Origin of the sequence: Anabaena catenula FACHB-362 (genome assembly GCF_014698735.1) — a bacterium.
Taxonomy (GTDB): Bacteria; Cyanobacteriota; Cyanobacteriia; order Cyanobacteriales; family Nostocaceae; genus Anabaena; species Anabaena variabilis_A.
Map to the genome: position 1 here is coordinate 157,676 of NZ_JACJTQ010000002.1, position 17,484 is coordinate 175,159.

14 protein-coding genes are annotated in these 17,484 nt (G+C 41.5%); 4 read left to right on the forward strand and 10 right to left on the reverse strand.

Annotation, left to right across the window (positions count from 1 at the left end; genetic code table 11):
- Positions 1–116: 116 nt before the first annotated feature.
- The 6 genes from H6G68_RS02655 to H6G68_RS02680 form a co-directional block, all read right to left on the reverse strand.
- Positions 117–344 (reverse strand): DUF2949 domain-containing protein, encoded by a 228-nt coding sequence (locus H6G68_RS02655; protein ID WP_127056369.1) that lies wholly within the window; start codon positions 342–344, stop codon positions 117–119.
- 773 nt (positions 345–1,117) lie between these two features.
- Positions 1,118–1,645: a DUF192 domain-containing protein gene (locus tag H6G68_RS02660; RefSeq protein ID WP_190905225.1), complete on the reverse strand. Its 528-nt coding sequence runs from the start codon at positions 1,643–1,645 to the stop codon at positions 1,118–1,120.
- A 285-nt stretch (positions 1,646–1,930) separates the two neighbouring features.
- Positions 1,931–3,991, reverse strand: coding sequence for an RNB domain-containing ribonuclease (locus H6G68_RS02665; protein WP_190905226.1), 2,061 nt, complete (start codon positions 3,989–3,991; stop codon positions 1,931–1,933).
- A gap of 227 nt (positions 3,992–4,218) precedes the next feature.
- Positions 4,219–4,434, reverse strand: coding sequence for a 30S ribosomal protein S18 (gene rpsR, locus H6G68_RS02670; protein WP_016952137.1), 216 nt, complete (start codon positions 4,432–4,434; stop codon positions 4,219–4,221).
- A 2-nt stretch (positions 4,435–4,436) separates the two neighbouring features.
- Positions 4,437–4,631 carry a 50S ribosomal protein L33 gene (gene rpmG, locus H6G68_RS02675; RefSeq protein WP_013193232.1) on the reverse strand — a complete coding sequence of 65 codons (195 nt, stop codon included), beginning with the start codon at positions 4,629–4,631 and terminating at the stop codon, positions 4,437–4,439.
- 43 nt (positions 4,632–4,674) lie between these two features.
- The gene (locus tag H6G68_RS02680; protein WP_190905227.1) at positions 4,675–5,232 is read right to left on the reverse strand and encodes an RDD family protein; all 558 of its coding nucleotides are present in this window, start codon (positions 5,230–5,232) and stop codon (positions 4,675–4,677) included.
- Positions 5,233–5,426: 194 nt separating this feature from the next.
- Between H6G68_RS02680 and H6G68_RS02685 the strand changes: the two genes are divergently transcribed.
- Positions 5,427–5,678 carry a hypothetical protein gene (locus tag H6G68_RS02685; protein ID WP_190905228.1) on the forward strand — a complete coding sequence of 84 codons (252 nt, stop codon included), beginning with the start codon at positions 5,427–5,429 and terminating at the stop codon, positions 5,676–5,678.
- A gap of 216 nt (positions 5,679–5,894) precedes the next feature.
- Here H6G68_RS02685 and H6G68_RS27025 read toward each other — a convergent pair whose 3' ends face one another.
- On the reverse strand, positions 5,895–11,156 hold the full coding sequence (locus tag H6G68_RS27025; protein WP_190905229.1) for a beta strand repeat-containing protein: 5,262 nt from the start codon (positions 11,154–11,156) through the stop codon (positions 5,895–5,897).
- A gap of 578 nt (positions 11,157–11,734) precedes the next feature.
- Here H6G68_RS27025 and H6G68_RS02695 point away from each other — a divergent pair.
- Complete coding sequence (locus H6G68_RS02695; protein ID WP_190905230.1) at positions 11,735–12,961, forward strand: molybdopterin molybdotransferase MoeA; 1,227 nt, start codon at positions 11,735–11,737, stop codon at positions 12,959–12,961.
- Between the two features lie 185 nt (positions 12,962–13,146).
- On the opposite strand, the gene H6G68_RS02700 is transcribed toward H6G68_RS02695, so the two are convergent.
- Positions 13,147–13,914 (reverse strand): DUF3109 family protein, encoded by a 768-nt coding sequence (locus H6G68_RS02700; RefSeq protein WP_190905231.1) that lies wholly within the window; start codon positions 13,912–13,914, stop codon positions 13,147–13,149.
- A 601-nt stretch (positions 13,915–14,515) separates the two neighbouring features.
- On the opposite strand from H6G68_RS02700, the gene H6G68_RS02705 reads away from it, so the two are divergent.
- Positions 14,516–14,695, forward strand: coding sequence for an outer membrane protein transport protein (locus H6G68_RS02705; protein WP_190905232.1), 180 nt, complete (start codon positions 14,516–14,518; stop codon positions 14,693–14,695).
- A 124-nt stretch (positions 14,696–14,819) separates the two neighbouring features.
- The gene (locus tag H6G68_RS02710; RefSeq protein WP_190905233.1) at positions 14,820–16,253 is read left to right on the forward strand and encodes an MATE family efflux transporter; all 1,434 of its coding nucleotides are present in this window, start codon (positions 14,820–14,822) and stop codon (positions 16,251–16,253) included.
- Here H6G68_RS02710 and H6G68_RS02715 read toward each other — a convergent pair.
- On the reverse strand, positions 16,242–16,700 hold the full coding sequence (locus H6G68_RS02715; protein WP_190905234.1) for a fatty acid desaturase: 459 nt from the start codon (positions 16,698–16,700) through the stop codon (positions 16,242–16,244). The two genes, H6G68_RS02710 and H6G68_RS02715, sit on opposite strands and share 12 nt — an antisense overlap.
- Positions 16,701–16,749: 49 nt before the next feature.
- On the reverse strand, positions 16,750–17,481 hold the full coding sequence (locus H6G68_RS02720) for an SDR family oxidoreductase (protein ID WP_190905235.1): 732 nt from the start codon (positions 17,479–17,481) through the stop codon (positions 16,750–16,752).
- Positions 17,482–17,484: the final 3 nt, after the last annotated feature.

Genomic DNA, 17,484 nt, shown 5'->3' on the forward strand with positions numbered 1-17,484 from the left:
GTCAAAATTCTCACTAGCAATCAATTTTCTAATTTCTAATTTTGTGAAAGTGGCTCTTCTGTTAGCGAAGCTCTCCCAAAGGGAGCAAGAAGCATTTTGCATTTTGAATTGCTTACCTATGCCGTCTCCAACCAATCATAAATTTGTTCTAACTGCTCTAGAGTAATCAACCCATATTGCCAAAGAATCATAGTTAAAGAACCTGGGTCTTGCTCACGGTGACGCAGCGCTACAGCGAGAGAAGCAGTGGAAATTGCCAAATCTTCTTGGAGAAAATTAATCAATCGAGAATATCTTGATGGTGCCATTTTTATCTCACCTCCTTGAGTAGAGTGTATTATCATCTATCTGTTCCTTATTTCTGAGTATTATGTAGCCAGTATTTTATGTGTCACTATGCTGTTAATTGATAAATACCTCAGCACAGGTGGTTTATTATTCCCCTAGGAGCAAGTTTTCCCAGAGTTTTGGAGAAATAAAAACCCTCTTTTCCCCTGGTTTACCCCAATCTGAAGTAATACCATTTTGGATTTTAGATTTTGGATTTTAGGTTGTGGATGTTAAATTTTGGATTCTTAAAGACTTACTAGATCAGCTTTTGGGTATTCCATAACTCACAATCTTTTTTCAAATTGATATTTTTCAAATTGACCGTGCCAATTTTGGATTTTGGATTTTAGATTTTGGATTTTGGAACTGTTTTTTTGGTAATCCTAGGAGGAAGCAACCTACATTTCCCACCCCTGGTGAGTGTAGCCAATTTAAAATCGCAAATCTAAAATCCAAAATTGTTTGACTTCATCTTGTGTACTTTTTGGCGCTTTATGTGATGACACATGGAGTTAAAAAGATTTCATAGCCTATACTCCTCTATTGACGACTAGTTACACTTACGTCAAAGGGAGGATTTTTGCATGAACTCTGGGATTGGTATTCTAACTAGGATGCAAAGATGAGGATTGTATCTGGGAAACAGCAAAGTTTGATGTTATTAGCGTCACTGGTAAATATTAACCTCTTAACTGTGAATTTTACTATTCTACGTAATAGTTTTTTTACAAAAATATCTTCATTAAAACTTTATAGTTCCTTCACAAAGTAAGCAACCACGTTCTGGTTACTGAGAAGTACCAGGATTTAAAAACTCAATTTTAACTTTATCACCCACTTGTAAGCCTAATTCTGTAGCTCGTCCTGCTCGAAGTTCAATCACTTGGTTTATAGGTACCTTAGGCCCATATGTGGGACAAGGCTCACGATTACAGGAAGGTGCAGCGGTTTGAATATACTTGACTTTCCCATTTTCCATAAAGACCATATCCAAGGCCACAGGTACATTCTTCATCCAGAAACTTACAGGTTGTGCTGAAGGAAAAACAAACAGCATCCCCTGGTCATCTGGTAAAGCAGGTCGATACATCAGCCCCATCATCTGCTGTTCTGGTGTTCGCGCTACTTCTAACTTGATTTTTGTTCCTTGAGGAAGAGTGGCTCTGGCAGAAATCGGCAGATTTTGACCTCTAGACACTGATGTTTGCACTTGGGAATCTGATGTATTAGTAGGAGGGTTAGCTGCGGTTGGTGGAGAACAGCCCATCAGCAAAACACTCAGGAATATGGAAAACAAACTTAGCCAACGAAACATAAGCTATTCACATTTCAAATTTTAATTTGCGGTTTTTGTAATTTAGACTTCGATTTTACAGAAATTCTCGCAAAATAGCGCACTATTTTGAGTTATTTTTTGGTGATCAACATCATATGAAAAATCCCACTCTTATAAGAGAATGGGAAATTCCACATCTTCGGTGTCAAAAGAGGCAAGGGAGCAGGGAGCAGGGGGCAGGGGGAAAGAGGGTTTTAGTCTACTTAATTGCTGATCAAACAAACTCTCCGCGTCACCGCGTCTCCTACTCTCCGCGTCTCCGATTTAATTGGCGGCTGATTGAGCTTCTTGATAAATTATTTCTTGAAACTGAATCATATCTTTCTGCGGATCTGCGAGACTAACTTTAACTAACAATTGTTCACCCAAATTCACAGAACGCTTAAAGACCATTGGTAACTGTAAGCCTAAATCTTCTAGTAAGATTAATGCCAAGTTGCTATCTTCGCGCAGCCACATCAAGACTGTGATTTGCCATACTTGCTGAGGATGACGGCGTAAATACTCTAGGGCATAATACCTATTTGTTTGTCGCTCCACCATTGTTAGTTCTTGGGTGGTACTGGTGACAGTCATCATCACTTCTTTGAGTTGTTCTGCGGAGAAGGGCAAAACTTCGCCCCGTAAGTGGGCTTTAAGTTGAAAGTGGGTGAGTAAGTCACTATAACGACGAATCGGAGAAGTTGCTTGGGTGTAAGTATCTAAACCCAAACCAGCATGACGCACGGGTGTAATGCTCATTTCACTTTTGGGCATACAACGACGCATAGCACAGGAACGAACAAACCCGGCTGGAAGTTGCAGTAATTCTTGTTCTGGGGGTAATTCTGGTTGGGGTTGTCCGCGAAATGGTAAAGGTATATTATGTGTTTGACCGTAACGCGCCGCTACTTCTCCGGCGAGAATCATCATTTCTGCTACCAACTGCCGAGATGAGGAATCATCTAAAATCTCAATGCTGATATCATCGTCTTTGACTTTGATCATCGCCTCTGGCATATTGATGCTGATGGCTCCTTGATTATACCGCCAAGCTTTACGCCGTTGTGCAGAATTAGCGATCGCTGCAATTTCTGGTTCTGCTTCTACTCCTAATTCCAACATCTCGTCTACATCTTCATAGGTGAGGCGATAAGTCGGTTTCATCAAGCTAGGATGAATGCGGTAATCTTCTACAGATCCAGTTTGATCTAAAACAATCCCAAAGCTGAGAGCGCAACAAATTTTCCCCTGTACCAAACTCATGGGGCCTGTGGCTAATACCTCCGGAAACATGGGAATCATCCCCGTCGGTAAATAAACTGTACTACCCCGCTTTCTGGCTTCTAAATCTAAATCATCTTCTGGCATTAACCACCTCGTGGGGTCGGCAATATGTACCCACAGCCGTTCTCGACCATCTGGTAGTAATTCCCAACTCAATCCATCATCTATCTCGGTAGTACTTTCATCATCGATTGTGTATACCTTCAGATGAGTCAGATCCAAACGATTTACATCTAAGTCAGTTGGGGGAAAATCTAAGCGTTGTTGCGCCACTTCTAATACCTTGTTGGGAAACTGAACGGGAATTGAAGAACGACGCAGGAACAGGTTCTCATGGGTATTCCACCAACCTATGTCTATCAATAGTTGAAAGGCTGCTTGGGGTGTAGCAGACCGTCCCAGCATATTCATAGTTTCTAAAACTGGTACACCGGGGGGATACGCACGAGCTAAAGAGTCGAAGTTTACCCCCGTTCGCACAATGTCTGCCAGTAACACCGCGTATTTTTCCAGTGCTTCTAAGCGCTGGCGATCATGGCGTTGCCATTCTACGGGTTCACCCTTGAGTGCCTGTTCTACACGCCCTAAAAATTCCTGCTGTCCCTTAGCTTTTAGGGTTTCTACTTCAATCTGGTGTTTTCGTTCTGCTACTTGTGTAGCGGTACGCGGTTCGTAAGCATCGCCTTTTTGCTTGAAATAGAGTTTGTCCTCTGATAACAAACAATGAGCGGCATAACACTGAGGTGCATCTGATTCAGAAAACAGCAGATTTGCCATTTGGCTGGGGGTGACTGTTTCTCCATCTTCCACCAGCAATTCCCAAGCTACTTCCAAGCTAGATGGATCTAAGTAAGGCTTGACTTGTTCTAAAAAGTTGGCAATTTCCGAGGGCTTGTAAGTTTGTCCGTTAACTGTATGAGTTATTTGTCGAGGCGCGAGGCTGTGGGATTGTCCTCGTTCATCTACTACAAACCAACGGGTCTTGCCGTCTGGACGATCTACTACTCCTAGACGGCTATCGCCTTGAACCCTAAATTCAACTAGCGTCCCCTTGTCCACAACTCTCGCACTTTAATAATTTTAGATTTTAGATTTTAGATTTTGGATTAAATAATTACTATCTAATCCCCAATCTGATGATTTGAAATTGGGAATGCTATTATACATTCCTTTACTCTTTAGTCAAATTTTAGATTTTGGACTGAAAGTGAACGTTTAATAAGTATTGCCAACGTTACTTTTTCTGGATTATTCCTCAAATCCAAAATCCAAAATCCAAAATCTTCTTAACCTTCTGCGTTAATAAATGGCAACAAGGCCACGATTCGAGAGCGTTTAATCGCCAATGTCAGGTGGCGTTGTTGCTGAGATGTCAACCCAGTAATCCGCCGGGGTAGAATTTTACCACGCTCGGTGATAAATTTACGCAATAAATCAACGTCTTTATAATCGATTGGTTCTCCTGGCTTAATTGGCGACAGGCGACGACGATAATAACTCATCTTTACTTAATTTCCTTGTGAACAGTGTGTTTGTTACAGTGGGTACAGAACTTTTTCAGTTCTAAGCGACCAGTGGTGTTCCGGCGGTTCTTGGTGCTGGTATAGCGAGAAACGCCTGGAGAACGCTTGTCTGGGTTAGTACGACACTCGGTGCATTCTAGTGTCACTATTATGCGGGCACCTTTACTCTTAGCCATAATCTTACAAACAGTAAAGCCTGGAGAGATTTAACACAAATGACTATCTTCTCACATTTCGCTGCACTTTTTCAACTATTCGCTTAATTTTTAAATCCAGCGAATAGCCACGCCGCGAGGAAACGATTATAGTTTTAGCATAGCGGTCATGGAAAGCCTGCCGCATTTGAGTATCGGACAAGGCTGCACCACAGTCAATTGCTAGAGGAAGCACTAGCAGTATAGCAGTGGGATTAGCTATTATATTGCTCAACCCAATGGAGAGTAGCAAGGCACAAGGGCAAATTATTCCCTCGCGCTGTAATAATGCCTGCAATTGGGGTATTCTGCCGACTATTTGCCCATTTTCAATTTCTAAAATTTTTAAATCAAACGCCCAACGCCCTAAACTTTGCCCCTGATTGTTGTACACCACTAGCACTCGTAAAACTAGCCAAGTGATGATAAAAACAAAGATTTGGACAAATTGAATTCCCAGATTACCGCTTCCCAGTAAGGAACTGACTAACCAGACACCAAGAAAATCTATCCCCAGTGCCATACCCCGGCGAATAATTTCTGCCTTAGGGTAGTGTTTTTGTGGGACTTTAACTATAGTCATACACAATAAGTGTTTATGTTTAGGTGTAGGGAATTATTTATTGCCCTTATTTTTAATATTAAAGCGATAATTTAAGTACTTGTTGCATGAGTCTGTTTGGAACTTGCCAGAAGCAAAGATCAGCTGTTGGTTAAAATCATCAATACTGAACAGGTGTCTCTACCATTTATTTGTATTTTTGAGGATTACCCACAATGACATCTATAGGCATAGCTGCTACTCAAATTTCAATCAGCACAATTATTCCTCTGCTGATTGCTATTAATGAGCGTGATTATCTACAGTTTAAAGAATTGGAAAAAACCTTTGTTTCCCAGAATAACGTTGAAGTTTGGCAGGATGTTTTTAATTTCCGCATTTTACCAGCACTTGATCAGCAATCTAAAAAATGGCTATTAGAAGCCTGGTGTGCTGAGGGAATTGTTAGTGTGAAGGATTTAGTTTGATAATATTCGTTTCTCGTTCCCATACTCCGTATGGGAATGAATTCTAGAAGGCTCTGCCTTCCTCCTAAAAGTAGAGTCAGAGCCTCTATGATAGCATTCCCAGTCAGAGACTGGGAACGAGATAACGAGATAAATCTTAAAGTAGGGTGGGTAAAGCCCTTGCGGGCATGGCTTCGCTAGAGCGACAGCGTAACCCACCATAATCCCTACAAAAAACTAAGCAATCAAACTAAAATCGCTACTAGCAAGGGTAATATCAAGATTCCCTAAACGAGCAAACTCAAACACCGTGGCTGCACCCAGAACATTTCCATCCTGGTTATAAAAGAGGCTACCACTACTTTGACTATAAACAATCCGAGCAGCATTCGCATTGACTAATGCATCATCAGTGACAACTGCAAAGTTAGTTAAAGCCTGTCCTACACTGTTAGTAACGGCATTGAAGGTGGTTTTACTCAGAACAATTTTGTCTTGTCCGGCATCAAACTGGGTAATATAATCAACGCCTAAACTAGTGCTAAATACTCCATTGCCTTGGAAGCGATATTGATCATTACCGAGTCCACCGTTGAGAAGATCATCACCTAGTCCTCCCCAGAGAATATCATTTCCTGCTAATCCTTGCAGTTGATCATTGCCTTCACCACCAATGAGAAGGTTATCAAGAGCATTTCCAGTGAGACGGTCATTACCTGTGCCACCTGTAGCATTTTCGATGACGTTGTTGGCAGAGAGAATGAGTTTAAGATTACTGTTGACAGTCTGTGAGGTGATTACTCCCAAATTTACATTCACAGAGGTAGTAGTACCACTAAAGTCAATAGTATCAATACCGCCTGTTGCCGTTTCCACAATTTTGTCTGTTCCTAAAACAGTATTAGCAACAAAAGAGTATGTGTCATTACCATTCAGACCTGTAAGGGTATTATTAGCACTATTGCCCTTAAAGACGTTATCTCCTGCATTACCTGTACCATTGATAGCCGTTGTTCCTGTGAGAGTCAGGTTTTCTACGTTGGTTGGTAGGGTAGTAGTAACAGAGGCAACGAGGGTATCGGTTATGGTTGTAGTGGCGCTGGTTTTAGTCCCCAAGCCGGCATTGGTGGGAGAAGTCAGGGTTACGGTAAAGGTTTCATTTGCTTCATTGATGGAATCATTGAGAATAGGAAGAATGATGGATTGAGTTGTTACCCCTGGGTTAAAGGTCAAAGTTCCTGTTTTGCTGGTATAGTCTGAACCCGCTATGGCTGTACCGTTAGCAGTGGCATATTGGACAGTAATGGTTTGGGTGCTGGTGCTGGAGAGAGTAACGGTATAAGAAACGTTTTGGGGGTTGGTTCTGCCTTCAACTATTGTCTGGTCAGCACTGAGGTTAATAGTGACAGAAGGTGCCACATCATCATTAGTAATAGTTCCTGTTACCACGGTGGTTGTACCAACGGTGTAACCTGTGCCTGTGGCTAGAGTTAAAGCCACGGTTTCATTAGCTTCAACAGTGGTATCTGCTGTGGGGTCTATTGTGAGGGTTGCTGTGCTGCTTCCGGCTGCAAAGGTTATGGTTTTTCCTGTTCCGGGTGTTGCACCAGTATAGTCGGTACTGGCTGCTGTACCTGCGATGCTATAGTTGACGGTTAAGGCGTTGGTGGTGCTGCCTGTGCGGGTGAAGGTGTAAACTAGATTGCCGGTTCCATCTTCCGTGACACTGGCTGGAGATAGGGCTAGGGTAATGGTGGGTAAAGCTACATCATCGTTAGTAATAGTTCCCGTCACCGCAGCAGTTGTACCAACGGTGTAACCTGTACCTGCGGCTAGAGTTAAAGCCACGGTTTCGTTAGCTTCAACGATGGTATCTGCGGTGGGGTTTATTGTTAAGGTTGCTGTGCTACTTCCAGCAGCAAAGGTGATGGTTTTTCCTGTTCCGGGTGTTGCACCAGTATAGTCGGTACTAGCTGCTGTGCCGGTGATGCCATAGTTAACGGTGAGGGCATTGGTGGTACTGCCGGTGCGAGTGAAGGTGTAAACTAGATTGCCGGTTCCATCTTCGGTGACACTAGCAGGAGATACAGCTAAGTTAATGGTGGATAATGCTACATCATCGTTGGTAATAGTTCCTGTCACCGCTGTAGTTGTACCAATGGTGTAACCTGTACCTGTGGCTAGAGTTAAAGCCACGGTTTCGTTAGATTCAACGGTGGTATCTGCGGTGGGGTTTATTGTGAGGGTTGCAGTGCTGCTTCCGGCTGCAAAGGTGATGGTTTTTCCTGTTCCGGGTGTTGCACCAGTATAGTCGGTACTGGCTGCTGTGCCAGTAATGCCATAGTTGACGGTTAAGGCATTGGTTGTACTACCTGTGCGGGTGAAGGTGTAAACTAGGTTGGCGGTTCCATCTTCAGTAACGCTGGCAGGAGATACAGCTAGGGTGATGGTGGGTAAAGCTACATCATCATTGGTAATAGTTCCTGTCACCGCAGCAGTTGTACCAACTGTGTAACCTGTACCTGCGGCTAAAGTTAAAGCCACGGTTTCATTAGCTTCAACGATAGTATCTGCTGTGGGGTCTATTGTTAAGGTTGCTGTGCTGCTACCGGCTGCAAAGGTGATGGTTTTTCCTGTTCCCGGTGTTGCACCTGTATAGTCTGTACTGGCTGCTGTACCGGTGATGCCATAGTTGACCGTTAAGGCATTGGTAGTACTACCTGTGCGAGTGAAGGTGTAGACTAGGTTGGGAGTTCCATCTTCAGTGACACTACTGGGTGCTACAGCTAGGGTAATGGTGGGAAGAGTAGCATTGGAAACGTAGTTAAAAGAAGTTCCAGTCAGACTCAAGCCTGTTTTATTTCGGACTATACCAATGAGTTCATCTGGTTCTGTATTTGGTTTATTGATTAATATTTGAGTATCAGCACCAACAACAGCCAGAAGGTAATTACTGCTTGTTCCTTGCAGTTGAATAATATCTCCGGTGTTGAAGTCGGTAATGTTGGCATAGTCGTTGCTACCATTAGTGGAAGTATTGCCATCATCATAATAAACCTTGGTAGCATTTCCTAAGATAAAGCGATCGCTACCAGTACCACCTGTGAGAACATCTATTTCTCCTAATCCTGGTGTACTGCTGTTAGGATTAACACCCTTAAGGATGTCATTCCCACTACCACCACGAATGTCATCATCATATTTAGTCCCAGTAATATTTAATTGTTCAATATTGCTGTAACTTACTTGATCGTAATCGCCAACAGTGCCTTTATATGCAAGGATATTTCCGCTACCAGCATTATTATTGGAACTGCTGATTCCCTTGGGATAACCCAGTGTATTTGTATTATCATTTGCCGAATAATCAACAATTAGAGTATCAGTTCCAGCCCCTCCATCTATTGTGTCTTTCCCTGTTCCGCTATTAATTGTGTCGTTACCTGCCCCTGTGGTTAGGTTAACCCCTTCGATATTAATAAATTGTGTTCCATTCGCTGCGGTGGTACTAGCTTGAGTAAAGTCCAGATTGTTATTCCCACTGTTGCTGGATAAATCTACTACTGCTAAGTCAATCCCATCCCCACCATCGAGAATGTCCACGCCACCATTGGAATAAAGATTATCATTCCCAGTCCCACCCTTAAGGATGTCATTCCCACTGAGACCCGTAAGGATGTCATCGTATTTAGTCCCAGTAATATTTAATTGTTCAATATTGCTGTAATTTACTTGGTCATAGTCACCAACATTACCTTTATATGCAAGGATATTTCCGCTACCAGCATTATTATTGGAACTGCTGATTCCCTTGGGATAACCTGACGTATTAGTATTATCATTAGCCGAGTAATCAACAATTAGAGTGTCAGTTCCAGCCCCTCCATCTATTGTGTCTTGCCCTGTTCCGCTATTAATTGTGTCATTACCTGCCCCTGTAGTTAGGTTAACCCGTTCGATATTAATAAATTGTGTTCCATTCGCTGCGGTGGTACTAGCTTGAGTAAAGTCCAGATTGTTATTCCCACTGTTGCTGGATAAATCTACTACTGCTAAGTCAATCCCATCCCCACCATCGAGAATGTCCACGCCACCATTGGAATAAAGATTATCATTCCCAGTCCCACCCTTAAGGATGTCATTCCCGCTGCCACCATAAATTATGTCATCGTATTTAGTCCCAGTAATATTTAATTGTTCAATATTGCTGTAATTTACTTGGTCATAGTCACCAACATTACCTTTATATGCAACGATATTTCCGCCACCAGCATTATTATTGGAACTGCTGATTCCTTTGGGATAACCTGACGTATTAGTATTATCATTAGCCGAGTAATCAACAATTAGAGTGTCAGTTCCAGCCCCTCCATCTATTGTGTCTTTCCCTGTTCCAGAAGTAATGGTGTCATTTCCCGCCCCACTATTGATGGTATCGTCGTAATTCCCCGCAACAATCGTGTCATTACCTGCCCCTGTAGTCAGGTTAACCCGTTCGATATTAATAAATTGCGTTCCATTTGCTGCGGTGGTAGTAGCTTGAGTAAAATCCAGATTGTTATTCCCACTGTTGCTGGATAAATCTACTACTGCTAAGTCAATCCCATCCCCACCATCGAGAATGTCCACGCCACCATTGGAATAAAGAGTGTCATTCCCAGTCCCACCCTTAAGGATGTCATTCCCGCTGCCACCATAAATTATGTCATCGTATTTAGTCCCAGTAATATTTAATTGTTCAATATTGCTGTAATTTACTTGGTCATAGTCACCAACATTACCTTTATATGCAACGATATTTCCGCCACCAGCATTATTATTGGAACTGCTGATTCCTTTGGGATAACCTGACGTATTAGTATTATCATTAGCCGAGTAATCAACAATTAGAGTGTCAGTTCCAGCCCCTCCATCTATTGTGTCTTTCCCTGTTCCAGGGCTAATTGTATCGTCTCCAGAAGTTCCGACAATAACATCATTGCCTGCTGTACCTATAAAATTTTGCTGCTCGATCGCAATACTCTGACCATCTAAAATAATTACTGCGTGATCATCTTCTGCTTTCAAAGCCTGCAACGTCTCAGTATCCAGACTGTAACCCTGTACTAACTCAGCAAAAATCGCCCCTTCATCTCCAGCACTATCCAAGGTATTAATTTGAGCATCAACAAAATGTCCAATTTCCTCTAACAGAACCGCACTAATAGCTGCTGATGTGGCAGTTTCTAAAAAGGTATTTGACAGATAAATCTTATTAGTGCTACTTGCATAAGCGCCGTTAGCAGTTCCAAGAATGCTACTATCAAGAATCTCAATTTGCGGAAGTTGACTAAAATCACCAGCTTGCCACTGTAAACGCAGAATTTCCGCGAAACTACGGTTGTATTGTGTACCAAAAGCGGTATCAAAAACCTGCCAGAAATTGTCTAAACCAGAAAATACGCTGAGTTGATTGTATGTCAGCGTCAGGGCAGAGTTTTTCCATGAAGTAGTAGTCATTGGTTAAATCTCCTAAATGGTTAAATCAGTATATTTACGCTTGATTTTGGGAATAATTATTAAACTAGTTTAGATGCTTTACAAGCAAATAAAGTAGTGTCGTTTCGAGTCATTTACTGTTGCAGCAAATTGCACTATGTGAAAGTATAATATTTTTATACGGAGATGTCTATTGGCTTTAGATAAAAAACATACTAGTTTTACATAAATTTATTTATGCGATATTAAACTATTAAAAATTCAAAATGCCTCTTTTAGAAGATCGAGGGCGGGGAAACCCCGCCCCTACGGGTTTGGCGATGAAAAACTGTACCTCAGTGATCTGAAAACCACTATAATATGGTGCGTTAGAGGTTGTTTGAGAAGTCTAAAAATTTACTGAAAAACCTCTCTCCAAACCTCTCTCCTACGAGGAGAGAGGCTTTAAAACCCCCATTCCCTTGTAGGGAAGGGGGGAAGGGGGGTTAGGTTTTTGGGGTTGATTGGTTTCATGCAATACTTTTCAAACATCCTCTTAGGCTAAAGCCATAACACACCCTACTTAAGATTTACTTTATACAAAAAGGTAATTATTAACTATGCTGTCAGTCAGAGATGCAGAAGCTACTATTTTAAATTCCATACAACCGTTGGATAACCAGCGGGATATAGAATTTGTTGATTTATTGATGGCAAATAATCGCATTTTGGCAACTCCAATAATTAGTGCTTTGGATTTTCCTCATTGGGATAATTCGGCAATGGATGGTTTTGCTGTGCGTTATGCAGATGTGCAGCAAGCTAGGGCTGAAAAACCAATTATTTTGGAAGTTGTGGAAGAAATTCCGGCGGGATATAAACCCCAAATTACTATTAAACCAGGACAAGCGGCGCGAATTTTCACAGGTGCGGTGATGCCAGCTGGTGCTGATACTGTAATTATGCAGGAAAAGACTCACCGGCAAGAAAACCGCGTTTCTATCTTTGCTGCACCTCAACCGCAAGAATTTGTGAGACACAAGGGAGATTTTTACAAAGCCGGAAGCGAACTTTTACCCGCAGGTATTAGTTTAACTGCCTCGGAAATAGCAATTCTAGCGGCTGCACAGCGTGATCAAGTCAGTGTTTTCCGTCGTCCTCGTGTGGCGATTTTTTCTAGCGGTAATGAGTTGGTGATGCCGGAAGAACCGCTGCAACCAGGGCAAATTGTTGATTCTAATCAGTTTGCTTTGGCAACTTTGGTGCGTGAACTTGGAGCAGAAGTGTTACTTTTAGGAATTGTTAAGGATGATCCTGCGGCTTTAAAAGAAATTATAGAGTATGCGATCGCTAATTCTGATATTGTTCTTTCTTCTGGTGGTGTGTCTGTAGGCGATTATGACTATATAGATAAGATTTTAGAATCACTTGGTGCAAAAATCCACTTTCGGGCTGTGCAAATGCGTCCGGGTAAACCTCTGACTTTTGCAACTTTCCCCAATACTGTATATTTTGGTTTACCGGGAAATCCTGTGGCTGCGTTGGTGACTTGCTGGAGATTTGTACAACCGACGATTAAAAAGCTGGCTGGACTTGCTAAAGGGTGGGAAGGGAAATCTTTAAAGGTGCGATCGCGTGATGAGTTAATATCCAATGGCAAGATGGAAACTTATATCTGGGGTAAGTTACATCTGGTAAATGGTGTTTATCAATTTCAAAAAGCCCAGGGTGATGATAGTTCTGGGAATTTAATTAATTTAGCCCAAACTGATGCTTTGGCGGTGTTACCTGTGGGTAAAACTTTGGTTTCTGCTGGGGAGGAAGTTTTCGTTTTTCTCTTGAGTTGAAAAAGAGAAAAATTTAACTTGTCAGAAAAGAGATTTCTACAGCACTCAATCAACCCCAATTAATTAGTGCGATCGCCCTAACTAGCATTCCCCTGAATATTCTCGCTAACTACCTTTTAATCTTTGGTAAGTTAGGCTTGCCAAGCCGCAGATGAGGATCAAACTCCTGCATTGAAATCAGTTTCTTAATCACTCTCAGCAGAGTCAGCGATCGCATCTTGAATTTCTTGCCCAAAGTTTCGACCCACAATCGCTGACAAAAACTTTAGTTCTTCCTGAAACAAAATATAACCTATTTGTCCACACTCAGAATATTGACCACAAGGCACTTTTGTGAAGAACCCATCAAAGTCATACTGTGGCAAATACCAAGGTTCTGCTTCGGGGCGGGGTAAAAATATTTCAGGTTGGTTCTCTCCTGGAGCAATAAAAATTGGGAACAGCCAACAAGGCAATGGTTTATAGTACCAGGGATGTAATCCTTTGGCTTTGGAAAGCTCCTGCAATCCACAGCGAGAATCATCAAGTAAAAAGACACAGGCTGTGTCTTTGAAATGCTTTGGATAGTCGTTGACGAGACGGGAAAAAGGTTTTTCTTTAAGAGCCGTTTTTTTAACCGAAATCATAGCATTCCATTCAAACTTTTCAACTGGAAAGTCTTCATATTCTTCATCATCGATAATTACTTCTTTTGGTAAATCAAGACCAATGCTTTTAAAAAACTCTGCTTCTTCTTCAACGACTTTTTGAATAGTTTCCACAGTTTCTTGATTAACGTGAACTCCATAATGGCAGCACATACCGTGACAGCTAGACAAAGAGCAACGCTGACGATGCTGTTTAAATGAATCAATGTCAAGATTAGCCTGACTAAGTTCATCTCGGCAAGCTTGCTCTGTCTGGGGGTAAGCCGTAAAGTTTGTTAACTTTTCAGGAAGATTAGTGTTAGACATTTGTTTTAACTCAATTCATTTCTTTACATTTAGGACTTACGCAAAACAGAACTAAAGTAGCGGTAATTCATGAATTACCGCTACACAGGAATAAGGTTTTCAGTCACATCTTGCGTAAGTCCTAACATTATTCGACTGTGTTAGCCTGTAAGATACTAACGTCAAATAAGCAGCATATATGCAACGTGGTTTGTCGTCAAATAAAAACATTGAAGATGATTCTCCCGTCTTAATACGTCTTAATATATGACTTACGCACTATACAAATCGAACATGATATGAATCAACGATAATTGGTAATTTCCGGCTTTTGGGACAGCATATTAGTTGGGTGCGTCAGACTCAATAATTTAGCAAAAATGAACAAATTTTTTACATCTGACGCACCCTACAAGAGATTTAACTACGGGTAATGCTTTTGCTGGGAGTGCAGCGATCGCCAATGATGCTAGCACCATTTTCTTTAATCCGGGTGGTTTAACTCGCTTAACAGGTAATTCGGCGATTGGGGCTACCTATGCAATTATACCCACAGTTAGATTGAAAAATCAGGGTTCTAGGGTAGTGACAGGCGCTCCATTGTCAGGTGGTGATGGAGGAGATGCAGGGGTTTGGCGCGAGTTACCGACCTTCTAAAACACTCAGTCTCGACGTTGGCTATACCCATATTTTCTTTGATGATAGCCCTATCAATCAGGCTAGTACTACAGATGGAACACTCAAAGGTAAATTTGAAAGTTCAGCGGATATGTTAGGTGTACAATTAAATTGGCAATTTTAGGTTACAAATCAAGCGATCACTCAATTCCGGCATTCTACCTAGCGCCTTTGATTTGGGGAATCTTAATATATTGATACACTGACGTAAGAGAGACTCCAAATCCAATTCAGGAGCAGTTGATTCGATGCGATCGCCTTCAAAATTTCTATCAGAAGTTTTTGCCACCCTAAATTTAGCAGTTCCTTTGGGGGGCATTCAACTAGCAGAAGCATCCGTGGGTTTTATCAATACCGTCATGATGGGAATCTTAGGCATTGAATCCCTCGCGGCTGGTGCTTTGGGTGTGATCACCTACTACACTCTAGTTTTCTTGTGTATGGGGTTTTTAGAAGGAGCCACACCCCTAGCAGCTGAAGCCTTTGGCGCTGGAGACACAGATCGCATTCGCCAACTTTTTGCTCAAGGATTCTGGCTGGTGGTTGCCCTTTCTTTACCGATGATGTTGCTCACTTGGCATCTAGACTCAATTTTACTTTTATTGGGTCAACAAAAAGACACAGTAGCCCTAACTAGTACTTATTTAAAAGCCATTGTTTGGAGTTTTCCAGCAGCGGTAGGTTTCTTAATCCTCAAGGAGATTGCCACAGCCCTCAATCGTCCCCAACTCATTAGTGCGATCGCCCTGACTAGGATTCCTATCAATATTATTGCTAACTACCTTTTAATATTTGGGAATTTAGGCTTACCAAGTTTAGGATTAGCGGGGATTGGTTGGGCTGGTACATTTGTCTTCTGGGTAAACTTTCTGGCTGCTGCTGCCGTACTTGCCTTCCATCCTGCGTTTAAAGAATACAAACTATTTGCTTCTCTACAGTTCAATAAAGATGTGTTTGGCGAACTTTGGCAAAATGGCTGGCCCCTGGGATTGGAATACGCTTCTACATTATTCTTGTTTACCTTGATTGCCTTATTAAGCGGCTATATGGGAACAACCCTATTAGCTGCAAATGAAATTGTCGTGCAAAGTATAGAATTATCATTGATTGTGCCGATAGCAATCTCTTACGCTGCCATGACGCAAGTTGGACAAAGGATGGGTGAGAATGACCCCACTGCTGCAAAGATGGCAGGATTTGCCACAATTGCCATTGGTATAGCAACAACTAGCCTCACTGCCGTTATTTTATGTCTATTTCCAGAGCAGATTGCCACCATTTTTTTAGATGCAAGTGAGCCAGATCATCTTATAGCTATCACAACTGCAATTCCCTTGTTGAGAATTTCATCACTTTTTCTCATTGCTTTTGGGCTTAACATGATTGCTTTAGGGACGTTAATGGGTATCCAAGATGCTCGCTTACCTTTAGTAATTAATATAGTATTTCAGTGGGGTATTGGGATGACTAGCGGTTACTTATTTTGCTTCTATCTCAATTGGGGTTCTATCGGCTTATGGTCAGGATTAACTATAGGAATCTCACTATCTACAGTATTTTTAATCTATCGTTTTTACCTTTTGATTTCTGAGATGATCGAATCTAGAGAAGATGAAGAAAAACTAAACAGGAGTGAATTGGCAGATGATGACCAAACTCCTGTCTTAAAATCAGTTTCTTAGTCCCATCGCAGGTTTAACAAACAAGAGCCAGAACAGATTTTTATCCTCTTTGTATAACCCCAACATTTCATAATACTCAGGGATATAGTCTTCCTCACCTCCCAAACCCTTATGATGAGGAAAATGATGTTCCCGATAGGAGGATATTGTTCTCAATACCGGAAATCCATAAATGAACTCTAGCCCTTCATTCCACGATTGTTTTTCAAATAAATTATTGTGTGTTGCTTCGTGTAACAACGCCTCTCCAATGGCAAATTGAAAGATACCAATTGCCCATACTGAAACCAGATAAATAAATACATTGTTTGCCCAAATACTAAATGCAGCAATCAAGAAAATTGCCATCCAGTCTCTCAGCAATGCTAGGAATCCTTTTAGATCGTTCCGTTTAACAAAGTCAATTGGTTTACTTGGTAATTTTTCTTGAAGATTAGCATCAGTCATTTTCTTGATTCCGTTGTTTTTTTGATATTGAATCTAGGTTTATATTGGACTATGTCCCTTCGATGTACTCACTCAGGCAATCTATAACTACCTCCTTAATTGCTGCTTTTGGAGACATTTTTAATAACCATCGGATCGTATTTAAAATGTCCTCTTTTTGAATCATTTCGTAAGATTGATAGGGTGTAGCTGCTTGTTGTGCCATATTCGTATTCACCCAACTCGGACAGATAGCAGTGACTTTAATTCCATGCTTGATTAGATCAAAATGAATAGCTTCAGTTAACCCGAAAAAGGCATATTTAGAAGCACTGTATACACCCCAATCAGGTTCAGCACCTTTAGCAGTGATGCATACTAAATTTACTATCTGACCAAACCCTTGCTGTTTCATAATAGGAACGACAGCTTGGAGAAAATAGAAACCTGCTTTCAAGTTAATCGAGAATATTCTGTCAAATTCATCAATTGATACATCAAGAGTTCCCTCTGTCCATGCTCCGGCATTATTGAAAAATAAGTCAATACGTCCCCAGATACTATAAATTTCTGCAACAACTTTTTGTACAGCATCACGTTCAGTAATATCAATAGGAAACAGTAGTATTTGTGAATCAGGATACAATTTGAGTTCAGCGATTTCTGAAGCAACGGCTTGCAAATGTTCAGCAGAACGCGCTACAAGAGCAACACGAAAACCATCTTCAATCAACCCAAGTGCTACTGTTCTCCCAATACCTCGACTAGCACCCGTCACCAATGCAACTTTTTGCTCCATCATTGA

Excerpts from the sequence above, each read along its gene's own strand:
- H6G68_RS02655 (WP_127056369.1), bottom strand. The coding sequence starts at position 344 with ATGATAATACACTCTACTCAAGGAGGTGAGATAAAAATGGCACCATCA.
- H6G68_RS02660 (WP_190905225.1), bottom strand. The coding sequence starts at position 1,645 with ATGTTTCGTTGGCTAAGTTTGTTTTCCATATTCCTGAGTGTTTTGCTG.
- rpsR (WP_016952137.1), bottom strand. The coding sequence starts at position 4,434 with ATGAGTTATTATCGTCGTCGCCTGTCGCCAATTAAGCCAGGAGAACCA.
- rpmG (WP_013193232.1), bottom strand. The coding sequence starts at position 4,631 with ATGGCTAAGAGTAAAGGTGCCCGCATAATAGTGACACTAGAATGCACC.
- H6G68_RS02680 (WP_190905227.1), bottom strand. The coding sequence starts at position 5,232 with ATGACTATAGTTAAAGTCCCACAAAAACACTACCCTAAGGCAGAAATT.
- H6G68_RS02685 (WP_190905228.1), top strand. The coding sequence starts at position 5,427 with ATGACATCTATAGGCATAGCTGCTACTCAAATTTCAATCAGCACAATT.
- H6G68_RS27025 (WP_190905229.1), bottom strand. The coding sequence starts at position 11,156 with ATGACTACTACTTCATGGAAAAACTCTGCCCTGACGCTGACATACAAT.
- H6G68_RS02695 (WP_190905230.1), top strand. The coding sequence starts at position 11,735 with ATGCTGTCAGTCAGAGATGCAGAAGCTACTATTTTAAATTCCATACAA.
- H6G68_RS02700 (WP_190905231.1), bottom strand. The coding sequence starts at position 13,914 with ATGTCTAACACTAATCTTCCTGAAAAGTTAACAAACTTTACGGCTTAC.
- H6G68_RS02705 (WP_190905232.1), top strand. The coding sequence starts at position 14,516 with ATGCAGGGGTTTGGCGCGAGTTACCGACCTTCTAAAACACTCAGTCTC.
- H6G68_RS02710 (WP_190905233.1), top strand. The coding sequence starts at position 14,820 with ATGCGATCGCCTTCAAAATTTCTATCAGAAGTTTTTGCCACCCTAAAT.
- H6G68_RS02715 (WP_190905234.1), bottom strand. The coding sequence starts at position 16,700 with ATGACTGATGCTAATCTTCAAGAAAAATTACCAAGTAAACCAATTGAC.
- H6G68_RS02720 (WP_190905235.1), bottom strand. The coding sequence starts at position 17,481 with ATGATGGAGCAAAAAGTTGCATTGGTGACGGGTGCTAGTCGAGGTATT.